The sequence below is a fragment of the Streptomyces aquilus genome, from assembly GCF_003955715.1.
In the GTDB taxonomy this organism is placed as follows: domain Bacteria; phylum Actinomycetota; class Actinomycetes; order Streptomycetales; family Streptomycetaceae; genus Streptomyces; species Streptomyces aquilus.
The window spans coordinates 7,268,926-7,280,708 of record NZ_CP034463.1 but is presented as its reverse complement, the minus strand read 5'-3'; the positions used below and the strand labels follow the sequence as shown (position 1 = coordinate 7,280,708).

The 11,783-nt window shown below is 70.9% G+C and carries 11 protein-coding genes; 1 reads left to right on the top strand and 10 read right to left on the bottom strand.

Translation table 11 applies throughout. The features are described 5' to 3' along the window. Positions 1–161 precede the first annotated feature (161 nt). The 5 genes from EJC51_RS33685 to EJC51_RS33665 all read right to left on the bottom strand — a co-directional run bounded on the left by EJC51_RS33685 (position 162) and on the right by EJC51_RS33665 (position 4,520). Entirely contained in the window at positions 162–347 is a 186-nt protein-coding gene (locus EJC51_RS33685; protein WP_126274510.1) for a hypothetical protein, read from the bottom strand. 207 nt (positions 348–554) lie between these two features. After that, on the bottom strand, positions 555–1,136 hold the full coding sequence (locus tag EJC51_RS33680) for a hypothetical protein (RefSeq protein ID WP_126274509.1): 582 nt from the start codon (positions 1,134–1,136) through the stop codon (positions 555–557). Between the two features lie 35 nt (positions 1,137–1,171). Continuing rightward, entirely contained in the window at positions 1,172–1,744 is a 573-nt protein-coding gene (locus EJC51_RS33675; RefSeq protein ID WP_126274508.1) for a GNAT family N-acetyltransferase, read from the bottom strand. Beyond that, positions 1,722–4,025 carry an MMPL family transporter gene (locus tag EJC51_RS33670; RefSeq protein ID WP_126274507.1) on the bottom strand — a complete coding sequence of 768 codons (2,304 nt, stop codon included), beginning with the start codon at positions 4,023–4,025 and terminating at the stop codon, positions 1,722–1,724. The genes EJC51_RS33675 and EJC51_RS33670 overlap by 23 nt, the downstream gene beginning before the upstream one ends. A 186-nt stretch (positions 4,026–4,211) precedes the next feature. Beyond that, positions 4,212–4,520 carry a hypothetical protein gene (locus EJC51_RS33665; RefSeq protein ID WP_126274506.1) on the bottom strand — a complete coding sequence of 103 codons (309 nt, stop codon included), beginning with the start codon at positions 4,518–4,520 and terminating at the stop codon, positions 4,212–4,214. A gap of 137 nt (positions 4,521–4,657) precedes the next feature. On the opposite strand from EJC51_RS33665, the gene EJC51_RS33660 reads away from it, so the two are divergent. Then, complete coding sequence (locus EJC51_RS33660) at positions 4,658–5,467, top strand: SAM-dependent methyltransferase (RefSeq protein ID WP_126274505.1); 810 nt, start codon at positions 4,658–4,660, stop codon at positions 5,465–5,467. Positions 5,468–5,550: 83 nt separating this feature from the next. Here the strand turns inward: EJC51_RS33660 and gatB are convergent, their stop codons facing one another. The 5 genes from gatB to EJC51_RS33635 form a co-directional block, all read right to left on the bottom strand. Beyond that, complete coding sequence (gene gatB / locus EJC51_RS33655) at positions 5,551–7,065, bottom strand: Asp-tRNA(Asn)/Glu-tRNA(Gln) amidotransferase subunit GatB (protein WP_126274504.1); 1,515 nt, start codon at positions 7,063–7,065, stop codon at positions 5,551–5,553. Positions 7,066–7,080: 15 nt separating this feature from the next. Next, positions 7,081–7,320, bottom strand: a complete 240-nt coding sequence (locus EJC51_RS33650) for a hypothetical protein (RefSeq protein ID WP_097269292.1) — start codon at positions 7,318–7,320, stop codon at positions 7,081–7,083. Continuing rightward, positions 7,317–8,819, bottom strand: a complete 1,503-nt coding sequence (gene gatA, locus EJC51_RS33645) for an Asp-tRNA(Asn)/Glu-tRNA(Gln) amidotransferase subunit GatA (RefSeq protein WP_126274503.1) — start codon at positions 8,817–8,819, stop codon at positions 7,317–7,319. The genes EJC51_RS33650 and gatA overlap by 4 nt, the downstream gene beginning before the upstream one ends. 5 nt (positions 8,820–8,824) lie before the next feature. Continuing rightward, positions 8,825–9,121 (bottom strand): Asp-tRNA(Asn)/Glu-tRNA(Gln) amidotransferase subunit GatC, encoded by a 297-nt coding sequence (gene gatC, locus EJC51_RS33640; protein WP_007384860.1) that lies wholly within the window; start codon positions 9,119–9,121, stop codon positions 8,825–8,827. Between the two features lie 171 nt (positions 9,122–9,292). Continuing rightward, positions 9,293–11,545 carry a putative bifunctional diguanylate cyclase/phosphodiesterase gene (locus tag EJC51_RS33635; RefSeq protein WP_126274502.1) on the bottom strand — a complete coding sequence of 751 codons (2,253 nt, stop codon included), beginning with the start codon at positions 11,543–11,545 and terminating at the stop codon, positions 9,293–9,295. Positions 11,546–11,783: the final 238 nt, after the last annotated feature.

Genomic DNA, 11,783 nt, shown 5'->3' with positions numbered 1-11,783 from the left:
TTTCGCCGAGGGCGCGATCTTGCTGTCCCCCACGGGGGTGCCGACACGCTCCGACGCCGCCCCGGCATACGGGACGGCGTCGGAGGTGGGTGGTGCGTCGGTCGCGGGGAGGACGGCCGCCTGTGTGGTCGGCGTCCGGCCGTCCTCCCTCCCCCCGGCGCTCACGCGGTGCGCAGGAACCGGTGCCGGCGGGAGCGCCCGGTATGCGCCTCGCTCTCCGCTTCGCGGCGGGCTTCCTCGCGGCGGGCGGCGCGGCGGCCCTGGACGGCCTCGCGGACGAGACGGTCGTGCTGGGCCTGGCGGATCAGGTCGTCGGAACGGAGCTGGGAGAGCTCGTACTCGTACATGGTGTGTCCCTTGTGAGATTCGGTTTCGTGCTTCGCTTTCTGCGATGCCTCTACCTTCGTCTCCAAGGCGGGTGCGCCACATCGGGAGAGTTCCGCATCTTCGGCGGCCGCCGGGACCTTAGACGTGCGTGAGGGGCCTCAGACACTGCCTAAGGTGCTTACGGCAGTACTAAGACCCCTCGGGACCTGCGTCGACTCCGCGCCGGCTCAGCTGGTGGAAGGCAGCCCCAGCAGGATGTCGGTGTACTTGAGGACGGCCAGCAGCAGGCCGATGACGCCGAGCGCGACGCCCGCCCAGGCGACCGACTTGATCCAGGCGGCCTGCGGCTTGCCGGGCACCCCGAAGGCGGGCCGGGCCAGCACCACGACGCCGACGATCAGCGCGGCGAGCGCGAAGAGGCCGCCCCACAGCGCGGTGGCGTGCCAGGCGTCGCCGTAGACCTCCTTGACCTGCTTGGCGACGCTCGCGGTGGACGAGGTCTCCAGCTGGCCGACGAGGGTCTCGCGGGCGGAGGCGACGGTGGCGATCCAGCCGCCGGTGAGCGAGACCAGGCCGAGCGCTGCCGAGACGACGGCGGCGGCACCCTGGCCGACTCCGGTCGGGCCCTCCGGCTCGGTGTCGGCGAGACCCTCGGGCTCGTCGACGTCGTCGGTGTCGTCGGTCCCGACCTCGGCACCGGCCTCGGCGTCGGTCGTCGCGTCGACCTTGCCGGCGTCCACCTTCTCGTCGTCGTTCTTCGCCTCGGGGCCGGTTTCGACCCCGGTCTCGTCAACAGTCTTGGTTCCCATGCCTCGCACCGTACGGACGCAGTATGAGAGGTTTCTTAATGATCGTTGTGAGCCGCACGCGCGCGTGCCTCGCGCCACTCGGGCGCGAGCACCGACCAGATCTCCAGATCGTGCCGCACCCCGTGGTGGAGGTGGCTCTCGCGCTGGACCCCGTCCCGGGTCAGCCCCAGCCGCCGGGCCACGTTCAGGCTGGCGGTGTTGCCGGCGGCGGCGACCCATTCGACGCGGTGGATGCCGCGTTCCTCGATCACGTGGTCGATGAGCAGCCGCATCGCCCGGGTGATCAGCCCGCGTCCGGTGGCGGCGGGCTCCAGCCAGCAGCCGACCTCGGCGTTGCCCTGAGCGGCGTCGAAGTTGAGCGTGAGGACGCCGCCGACGAGCTTTCCGTCCAGCCAGATGCCGTGGTAGCCGCCGGTGTCGTCGGCGCGCATCTGCGCGTAGCGCTGGAGGGTCGCCCGGGCGGAGTCGACGTCGACGGCCTGGGAGCCGAAGGCGATGAACTGCCCGATGAACTCCCTGCCGCGCTCCAGGTTCGCCAGGAACTCCTCGGCGTGCCAGGGCTCCAGCGGCCGCAGTTCGGCCCCGTCACCCAGCGATATCGCGTACATCCCGGTCCGACTCCTTCTCCAGCTCCTCCATGACCTCGTCCATCCTTGCACTCACGGCGTCCCCACCGACCTGCTTCTCTGCCGGGGGTCCGGGGGTTGTCCCCCGGAAAAATGCAGCATGAGCAGCGCGGCACTCGGGCGGTTCGATGCTGATGCGGGGCATCCTGCGGTCCAGCCAGCGCGGCAGCCACCAGTTGGCGCCGCCGAGCAGATGCATCAGGGCGGGGACGAGGAGCGTGCGGAGGACGAAGGCGTCCAGGGCGACCGCGGCGGCCAGCGCGATGCCGAACATGGCGATCACGCGGTCGCCGCTGAGGACGAAGGCGAGGAAGACCGAGATCATGATGACCGCGGCGGAGTTGATGACACGGCTGGTCTCGGCCAGCCCGACGCGGACGGCCCGCCGGTTGTCACCGGTCTCCAGCCACTCCTCGTACATCCGGCTGACCAGGAACACCTGGTAGTCCATGGAGAGCCCGAACAGCACGGACACCATGATCACGGGGAGGAAGGGCTCGATCGGCCCGGCCCGGCCCAGGCCGAGGAGTTCGCTCCCCCAGCCCCACTGGAAGATCGCGACGACCACGCCGAACGCGGCGGCCACGGCGGCGACGTTCATCGCGGCGGCCTTCAGCGGAATCCCCACGGACCGGAAGGCGAGCAGGAGCAGCAGACAGCCGAGCCCGATGACGACGCCGACGAACAGCGGCAGCTTGCCGACGATCACCTCGGCGAAGTCGTCGTACGACGCCGTCACCCCGCCGACCTGGATGTCGAGGGACGAGCCGGTCTCGGCGCGGGGCAGCACCTCGGTGCGCAGCCGGTCCACGAGGTCGCTGGTCTGCCGGGACTGCGGGGACGAGGTCGGGACGAGCGTGAAGTAGCCGGTGTCGCCGCCCGCGTTGTAGGTGACCGGGGTCACGGAGGCGACGCCCTCGGTGGTGCGGATGGTGGCGTCGAGGTTGTCGAGGAGCAGCTTGTCCTCGGCGCTGTCGACGTGTGTGACCAGGGTCAGCGGACCGTTGACGCCGGCGCCGAAGCCGTCGGCGAGGAGGTCGTAGGCCTGGCGGGTGGTCGACGAGGCGGGGTTGTTGCCCTGGTCGGAGGTGCCGAGCCGGAGTCCCAGGGTGGGCAGGGCCAGGACGGTGATGACGACGAGGGCGAGCGCGCCGAGCAGCTTGGGGTGCCGTTCGACGAACGCCGACCAGCGGGCGGCGAGCCCGGTGGGCAGCTCGGGCTGGGGCCCGTGTTCGGTCAGGTGCCGCCGTTCGCGCCGGCTCAGGGCGCGCATGCCGATGAGGGACAGCAGGGCGGGCAGCAGGGTGACGGAGGCGGCGACGGTCAGGACGACGGTCAGCGAGGCGGCGATCGCGACGCCGTTGAGGAAGCTCAGCCGGAGGATCAGCATCCCGAGCAGGGCGATGCAAACGGTGGCACCCGCGAAGACGACGGCCCGTCCGGTGGTGGCGACGGCGTTCTGGATGGACTCGGTGACGTCCAGCCCGCGTTTCAGCCCGCGCCGGTGCCGGGTGACGATGAACAGGGCGTAGTCGATGCCGACGCCGAGCCCGATCAGCATGCCGAGCATGGGCGCGAAGTCGGCGACGGTCATGGCGTGCCCGAGCAGCACGATCCCGGCGTAGGCGGTGCCGACGCTGACCAGGGCGGTCGCGATGGGAAGCAGCGAGGCGGCGAGCGACCCGAACGCGAGGAACAGCACGAGCGCGGCGACGACCACGCCGACGACCTCGGCGACATGCCCGCCCGAGGACTCGGTGAGCGCGATGGCGCTGCCGCCCAGCTCCACCTGGACGCCGTCGGACCGGGCACCCTCGGCCGCCTTCACGACGGCCTCCACCTGGCCCTTGTCGAGGTTCTCGGTCCGCTGGTCGAAGGTGACGGTCGCGTACGCCGTACGGCCGTCGGAGCTGATCTGCGCGCTTCTCTGGGTGTCGTACGGGCCGACGACGGACGCCACTCCGGGCAGGTCGGCGATCTTGTCGAGGGTCTGGGTCATGGTCTGCTCGACGGCGGCGGCGCGCACGCCGCCGGTGCCGGACGTGGTGTGCCAGACGACGGTGTCGCTGTCCCCGCCGAGCCGCGGGAACCCCTCCTGGAGCAGCTGGGTGGCGCGGCCCGACTCGGTGCCGGGGACCTCGTAGTCGTTCGAGTACGCGGAGCCGGTGAGCGCGGCGGCCGTACTGACCCCGCCGAGGGCGAGGAGCCACAGCAGAACGACGACGAGACGGCGTCGGACACACCAGCGCGCGAGGGCTGCCACGTTGCTGCTCCCAGGGGTGAATTGTGGATCTTTGACCGGGAACAGTCGCTCAGATGGTGAACAGCCCGCAAAGAACGCATGAGCAATGCGAGGACCACTCTTGCAGGCAGAAATGATCGTTTATGCCATTCGTGGGTTTATTCACAGGAGTGGGAGGCAGATCACAGGACAGTAACGGCCGCTCTGTCACCCTCGGTCGAACTGGTCGCCCCAGGCCATCACCATCACGCCGGCGACCAGCAGCCACAGCGCCCGCCGGGTGCGTCCCCGGGAGCCGAGGACCGCCGCGAGCGCACACACCACGGCACCGAACGCGTAGGCGGCCGGCACCAGCGCGGGCGCGGCACCGCTCAGCCGCAGGGCCGACGCCGCGAGGCCCGCGAGGGCCAGCAGCGCCCCGGTCCCGGACGCCGTCCAGCGGGCCCGCCGGGCGTCAAGGATCTGGTCGTCGTACTCCTCCTGTATGTCGGAGTCGGAATCCGGGTGCGCGTTCATGACGGGCGAGCGTAGCGTGTCCGGCTGGGAATCCCCGGGCTGTCCGCCCCTGGCCGAAGCAGGTGCATGTATGAGTGTCCGACCGAGCTCCTCCGTATCCCTTTCCGCCTTTTCGGACTCAAGGAGCCCGTTCACCGATGCCAGACATCACCCCGACGACGAGGCCCTCGGATGAGGACCTCACGCGACTGCTGACCCACCCGCGCTACCCGCGCAGCAACGGCTACGACGTCCGCTGGGTCATCGAGAACCAGATGGGCCCGAACGCGCTGTGGCTGCTGGAGTGGCTCGCGCCCGCGCTCGGCCTGGACACCCTGCGCCCCTGCGCCCGCGTCCTCGACCTCGGCTGCGGCCGGGCGATGACGTCGGTGTTCCTGGCCAGGGAGTACCACGCCCAGGTCACCGCGGCCGACCTGTGGGTCAAGCCGGACGAGAACGCGGCACGGATCGCCGAGGCCGGCTTCGCCGACCGGGTGCTGCCCGTGCACACCGAGGCGCACGACCTGCCGTTCGCCGAGGGCAGCTTCGACGCGATCGTGAGCATCGACGCGTACCAGTACTTCGGCACGAACGACCTGTATCTGCCCACCCTGACCCGGTTGTTGAAGCCGGGCGGGCGGATCGGGATCGTCGTACCGGCACTGCGCGAGGAGATCGACGGCGTGGAGCCGCCGGAGCACCTCGCGCAGTGGTGGGAGCCGGACTTCTGGTGCTTCCACACCGCCGACTGGTGGCGCCGCCACTGGACCCGCAGCGGAGCCGTCGAGGTCGAGACGGCCGACTGGCTCGACGACGGCTGGAAGGACTGGCTGTTGTGGGTCGACGTGGTCGCCGAGGAGAGCCCTCAGGAGTTCCACCGCACGATGGCCCGCTGGGTGCGCGACATGGTGCGCGCCGACGAGGGTCGGACGTTCGGGTTCGTACGTCTCGTGGGACGCCGTAAGTAGCGATACGACTCGTAGGGCGCTGTAAGCAGCAAGCAGAAGGCCCCGGAGGCAGTGCCTCCGGGGCCTTTCGCGCCGTGCGGGGGTCAGCCCTCGCTGACGCCCAGCTTCTCCAGGATCAGTTCCTTGACGCGGGCCGCGTCGGCCTGACCGCGGGTGGCCTTCATGACCGCGCCGACCAGGGCGCCGGCGGCGGCGACCTTGCCGGAGCGGATCTTGTCGGCGATGCCCGGGTTGCCGGCGATGGCCTCGTCGACGGCGGTGCCGAGGGCACCCTCGTCGGAGACGACCTTCAGACCGCGCTTCTCGACGACCTCGTCCGGGGTGCCTTCGCCCGCGAGGACGCCCTCGATGACCTGGCGGGCCAGCTTGTCGTTCAGGTCGCCCTTCGAGACCAGCTCGGAGACGCGGGCGACCTGCACCGGCGTGATGGCCAGCTCGTCCAGCGACGTGCCCGACTCGTTGGCGCTGCGCGCCAGTTCGCCCATCCACCACTTGCGGGCGGCGGCCGCGTCGGCACCGGCGTCGATCGTGGCGACGATCGGGTCCAGCGCACCGGCGTTGAGGATCGCCTGCATGTCGGTGGCGGAGATGCCCCACTCGGCGAGCAGCCGGTTGCGGCGGGCCAGCGGCAGCTCGGGCAGACCGGCGCGGATCTCCTCGACCCACTCACGGGACGGGGCGACCGGCACGAGGTCCGGCTCCGGGAAGTACCGGTAGTCCTCGGCCTCTTCCTTCACGCGGCCCGAGGTCGTGGACCCCGTGTCCTCGTGGAAGTGCCGGGTCTCCTGGATGATCGTGCCGCCGGACGAGAGAACGGCCGCGTGCCGCTGGATCTCGAACCGGGCCGCACGCTCCACGGAACGCAGCGAGTTGACGTTCTTGGTCTCCGAACGGGTGCCGAACTTCTCGGTGCCGTGCGGACGCAGCGACAGGTTCACGTCGCAGCGCATCTGGCCCATCTCCATGCGGGCCTCGGAGACGCCGAGCGCCCGGATGACCTCGCGCAGCTCACGGACGTACGCCTTGGCGACCTCGGGAGCGCGCTCGCCCGCGCCCTCGATCGGCTTGGTGACGATCTCGATGAGCGGGATGCCGGCGCGGTTGTAGTCCAGCAGGGAGTGCGAGGCGCCGTGGATACGGCCCGTCGCGCCGCCCACGTGGGTCGACTTGCCGGTGTCCTCCTCCATGTGGGCGCGCTCGATCTCCACGCGGAAGGTCTCGCCGTCCTCCAGCTGCACGTCGAGGTAGCCGTTGAAGGCGATCGGCTCGTCGTACTGGGAGGTCTGGAAGTTCTTCGGCATGTCCGGATAGAAGTAGTTCTTCCGGGCGAAGCGGCACCACTCGGCGATCTCGCAGTTCAGCGCGAGACCGATCTTGATCGCCGACTCCACGCCGGTCGCGTTGACGACCGGGAGCGCGCCGGGCAGGCCGAGGCAGGTGGGACAGGTCTGCGTGTTGGCGTCCTGACCGAGCTCGGTCGAACAGCCGCAGAACATCTTGGTCTTGGTGCCGAGTTCGACATGGACCTCAAGGCCCATGACGGGGTCGTACGACGCCAGCGCGTCCTCGTACGACACCAGGTCGGTCGTGGTGGTCACGGTGAAACTTCCCTCTCAGCCCAGCAGGACGTCGTCGTCGCCCAGCCGCTTCAGCTCGCGGTACAGGATGGCGAGGCCGGTGACGATCGCGACCGCGGAGACGGTGGCGTCGATCAGCCGGAGCGTGTCCTGCTCGGTGCGGGCCTTCTTGATCTGCTTGGCGACACCGAACGCGCCGAACGCGGTGGTGGCCATCGACAGGTACGTACCGGACTTGGACTTCTTGAAGTCCTTGGCCTTGGTCAGCTTGCTCACAGCGACGGTGCCTCCTCGAGAAGCGGGTGCCCCCACTTTTCCACGAAGGCGGCCTCGACGGCGGCGCCGACCTTGTAAAGGCGGTCGTCCTTCAGCGCCGGGGCGATGATCTGGAGGCCCACCGGGAGGTTGTCCTCGGGCGCCAGACCGCACGGCAGCGACATCGCCGCGTTGCCCGCGAGGTTCGTCGGGATGGTGCACAGGTCGGCCAGGTACATCGCCATCGGGTCGTCGGCACGCTCGCCGATCGGGAAGGCGGTGGTGGGCGTCGTCGGCGAGACGATGACGTCCACCTGCTCGAAGGCCTTCTCGAAGTCGCGCGTGATGAGCGTGCGCACCTTCTGGGCGGAGCCGTAGTAGGCGTCGTAGTAGCCGCTGCTCAGCGCGTACGTGCCGAGCATGATGCGGCGCTTCACCTCGGGGCCGAAGCCCGCCTCACGGGTGAGGGAGGTGACCTCCTCGGCCGAGTGGGTGCCGTCGTCACCGGTCCGCAGGCCGTAGCGCAGGCCGTCGAAGCGGGCGAGGTTCGAGGAACACTCGCTCGGCGCGATCAGGTAGTACGCCGACAGGGCCAGGTCGAAGGACGGGCAGTCCAGCTCGACGATCTCGGCGCCCAGCTCCTTGAGGAGGGCGACGGACTCGTCGAAGCGCTGGATGACACCGGCCTGGTAGCCCTCGCCGCGGAACTGCTTGACGACGCCGACGCGCATGCCCTGGACGCTGCCGTTGCGGGCGGCCTCGACGACCGGCGGGACCGGGGCGTCGATGGAGGTGGAGTCCAGCGGGTCGTGGCCGGCGATGACCTCGTGCAGGAGCGCCGCGTCCAGGACCGTACGGGCGCACGGGCCGCCCTGGTCGAGGGAGGACGAGAACGCCACCATGCCGTAGCGGGAGACCGCGCCGTACGTCGGCTTCACACCGACCGTGCCGGTGACGGCGGCCGGCTGGCGGATGGAACCGCCGGTGTCGGTGCCGATGGCGAGGGGCGCCATGTGCGCGGCGAGCGCGGCGGAGGAACCGCCGCCGGAGCCGCCGGGGATGCGGGTGAGGTCCCACGGGTTGCCGGTCGGCCCGTACGCGCTGTTCTCCGTCGACGACCCCATGGCGAACTCGTCCATGTTGGTCTTGCCGAGGATGACGACGTCGGCGGCCTTCAGACGCTTGGTGAGCGTGGCGTCGTACGGCGGGATCCAGCCTTCGAGGATCTTGGAGCCGACGGTCGTGGGGATGCCCTCGGTGGTGAAGATGTCCTTCAGCGCGAGGGGCACACCGGCGAGCGGCCCGAGCTTCTCGCCCTTGGCCCGCTTCTCGTCGACGGCACGCGCCTGGGCGAGGGCACCCTCGCGGTCGACGTGCAGGAAGGCGTGCACCTTCTCGTCGACGGCCTCGATCCGGGCGAGGTGGGCCTCGGTGACCTGGACCGCGGTGAGCTCGCCGGAGGCGATCTTCTCGGCGGTCTCGGCGGCGGTCAGCTTGATGATGTTGACGTTGTCCGTCATGGCGATTAGTCCTCCCCCAGGATCTGCGGCACCTTGAAACGCTGCTGCTCCTGGGCCGGGGCGCCGGAGAGCGCCTGCTCGGGGGTGAGCGACGGACGGACCTCGTCCGCCCGCATGACGTTCGTCAGCGGGAGCGGGTGCGAGGTCGGCGGTACGTCTTGGTCGGCGACCTCACTGACGCGTGCGACCGCGCCGATGATGTCGTCCAGCTGTCCCGCGAAGTGCTCGAGCTCTTCGGGCTTCAGCTCCAGACGCGCCAGCCGTGCGAGGTGGGCGACCTCCTCGCGCGTGATGCCAGGCATGCAGCGATCCTCTGGGGTGAGTGTGTGTGGTTTGGGGCCAATCCTATGGGGCGAGTGCCTCTGGCCGTTAAACGGATTCGGAGGGGGTGCCTGGACAGGTTGCTCGGCGACCACCGGTCCGTCGTGGCTTGTCGCGCCGTTCCCCGCGCCCCTGGCGCCCCTACGGGGCGGTCACTCGGCCGCCGGCAGAGCTGCCCGCGGCCGCTGCCAGCCCCTCGAACCCCTCGCCAGCAGCCACGCCGTCGTCTCCTCCGGCGGCATCGCCGCCGCGACCAGCCAGCCCTGTACGGCGTCACAGCCCAGGTCGCGCAGGCGTTCCCAGGTCTCGTCGTCCTCGACGCCCTCGGCGACGACCAGCAGGCCGAGGGAATGGGCGAGGTCGACCGTGCAGCGGACGATCTCGGCGTCCTCGGCGTCGACGGCGAGGCGGGCCACGAACGAGCGGTCGATCTTCAGTTCGCTGACGGGGAGGCTGCGCAGGTGCACCAGGGACGAGTAGCCGGTGCCGAAGTCGTCCAGGGACATCTTCACGCCGTGGCCGGTCAGCCCGGCGAGGGTGTCGGCGGCGCGCTGCGGGTCCTCCAGCAGCACGTGTTCCGTTATCTCCAGCTGGAGGGAGCCCGCGGGGACGCCGTGCCGGGCCAGCCGGGCGGCGACCGAGCCCGCGAAGCCGGGGGTGTGGACGTCACGTGGGGAGACGTTCACCGCGACCGGGACGTACAGCCCCTGCGCGCGCCACTCGGCGACCTGGGCGAGCGCGGTGTCGAGGACGTACTCGGTGAGGTGGGGCATCAGCCCGGAGGACTCGGCGATGGCGATGAACTCGTCCGGCGGCACCTTCCCACGCTCCGGGTGCACCCAGCGGACCAGGGCCTCCAGGCCCGCCACCTGTCCGTCGAAGCGGACCTTGGGCTGGTAGTGCAGCTGGACCTCGTGCGCGTCGAGGGCGCGGCGCAGGTCGCCCAGCAGGCCGAGCCGGTCCGGGGTGTTCGAGTCCCGTTTGGACTCGTAGACCTCGACGCCGGTACGGTCCCGCTTCGCCTGGTACATCGCCACGTCCGCCCGGCGCAGCAGCCCCTCGGCGTCGAGGGCGTGGTCCGGGAAGACGGCGACTCCGGCGCTGGCCTCCAGGACGAGGGTGAGCCCGTCGAGGTCGAGCGGGGAGCTGAGGGCCGAGACGAGGTTGCGGGCGACCCGGGTCGCGGACGTCGTGGAGTCGGCGACCGGCAGTAAGACGGCGAACTCGTCACCGCCGAGCCGCGCGGCCTCCGCCCCGCGCGGCAGGGCCTGTTGCAGCCGGTCCGCTATCTGCAGGAGCAGTCGGTCACCGGCGAGATGCCCGAGCGTGTCGTTGACCGACCGGAAGCGGTCGAGGTCTATGAGCATCAGGGCCGAGCGGGCGCCGATGCGTTCGGCGTCGTCCAGGGCGGTCCAGATGCGTTCGAGGAGCCACTGGCGGTTGGGCAGCCCGGTCAGCGGGTCGCGCAGCTGCTCCTCCGCCCGGGCCCGGGCCATCCACAGGGTGGAGTCGAGGGCTATGAGCGGGATGGCGAAGAGCGGCAGCAGCACCGGCTTGGCCGCGGCGACGACGCAGACCAGCGGGGCGATGCCGAGCAGCGCGACCGCGACCAGGCCCTGTCTGACCAGGGCGGTGCGGGCGACCGTGGGCAGTCCGCCGGTGCGCGGGGCGTGCAGGTACCACAGCAGGGTGCGGGTGACCGCGAGGTAGGCCGCCGCGACGAGGACGATCTCCGGGACCGTGTAGAGGGTCCAGGTGTCGGGGTTCCAGGGGGCCTCGACGCTCGGTACCCGGCCGAAGGCGGCCAGCACCAGCGCGCCGCCGGCGATGCCGAGGATGTCCACCGCGCCGTGCAGGACGCCCTGCCGCCAGCGGTGGCGCCTGGCTATGCCGACCAGGACGACGACGGTGAGGCTGACCATGCCGGCCGGGACCCAGCCGTAGAGCGTCAGGACGGCGAGGGTGAGGGCGGCGCCGGAGCCGGTGCCGCCCCACCAGCGGGCGCGGCCGAGCGCGACGAGGTGGCCGACGATGACGCCGGTCAGCACGGCGAGGGACCAGCCGACGGCGCCGGACGGGAAGAGGGCGTGGCTACCGGTGAACGCCCGGTAGAACCCCGCCCCCAGCACGAACCCGGCCGCCGCGACGACCGCCGCGGGCAGTGCGGGCCAGGACAGATGCCGCTCGTGCTCGGCCCCGGGCAGCCCGGAGGTGTGGTCGGCGGAGAGCTGGACGGCGGTGCGGTCGTCCACGGCGGTGTACGGTCCGGCCGGCAGGGTGGGGCCGGTGACCCGCGCCTCGTCCCGCGGACGCTCCGCGGTGCCCGGCGCCCGACGGCTCCCCCGCCATGCGCCGGCCAGTCGGCGCAGCCGTGAGTACGGGGCGGCGCTCTCGGTCGGTTCCATTCCCGTCCCTCTCACAGCCGGCGGTGCCCACGCCACGCGGCCCGTTGCCCGACAAACCCTCTACGGCGCCGCGTTGGAAAACCCTTTCCCGTCCTCCTGAGGAGCACGGGGTTGCCCCAACCGCAGCTGGGCACGGCAGGCGCACATCTCAACAGTAGGCCGCAGAAGGCTTCCACGGGCAGCGGTCGTCGACGGTTGCCCGAATGCGCCCCGGCCACCCGTATGCATCTGGTATGCG

Coding starts and splice junctions, on each gene's coding strand:
- EJC51_RS33685 (WP_126274510.1), bottom strand. CDS start 347: ATGTACGAGTACGAGCTCTCCCAGCTCCGTTCCGACGACCTGATCCGC.
- EJC51_RS33680 (WP_126274509.1), bottom strand. CDS start 1,136: ATGGGAACCAAGACTGTTGACGAGACCGGGGTCGAAACCGGCCCCGAG.
- EJC51_RS33675 (WP_126274508.1), bottom strand. CDS start 1,744: ATGTACGCGATATCGCTGGGTGACGGGGCCGAACTGCGGCCGCTGGAG.
- EJC51_RS33665 (WP_126274506.1), bottom strand. CDS start 4,520: ATGAACGCGCACCCGGATTCCGACTCCGACATACAGGAGGAGTACGAC.
- EJC51_RS33660 (WP_126274505.1), top strand. CDS start 4,658: ATGCCAGACATCACCCCGACGACGAGGCCCTCGGATGAGGACCTCACG.
- gatA (WP_126274503.1), bottom strand. CDS start 8,819: ATGACGGACAACGTCAACATCATCAAGCTGACCGCCGCCGAGACCGCC.
- gatC (WP_007384860.1), bottom strand. CDS start 9,121: ATGCCTGGCATCACGCGCGAGGAGGTCGCCCACCTCGCACGGCTGGCG.
- EJC51_RS33635 (WP_126274502.1), bottom strand. CDS start 11,545: ATGGAACCGACCGAGAGCGCCGCCCCGTACTCACGGCTGCGCCGACTG.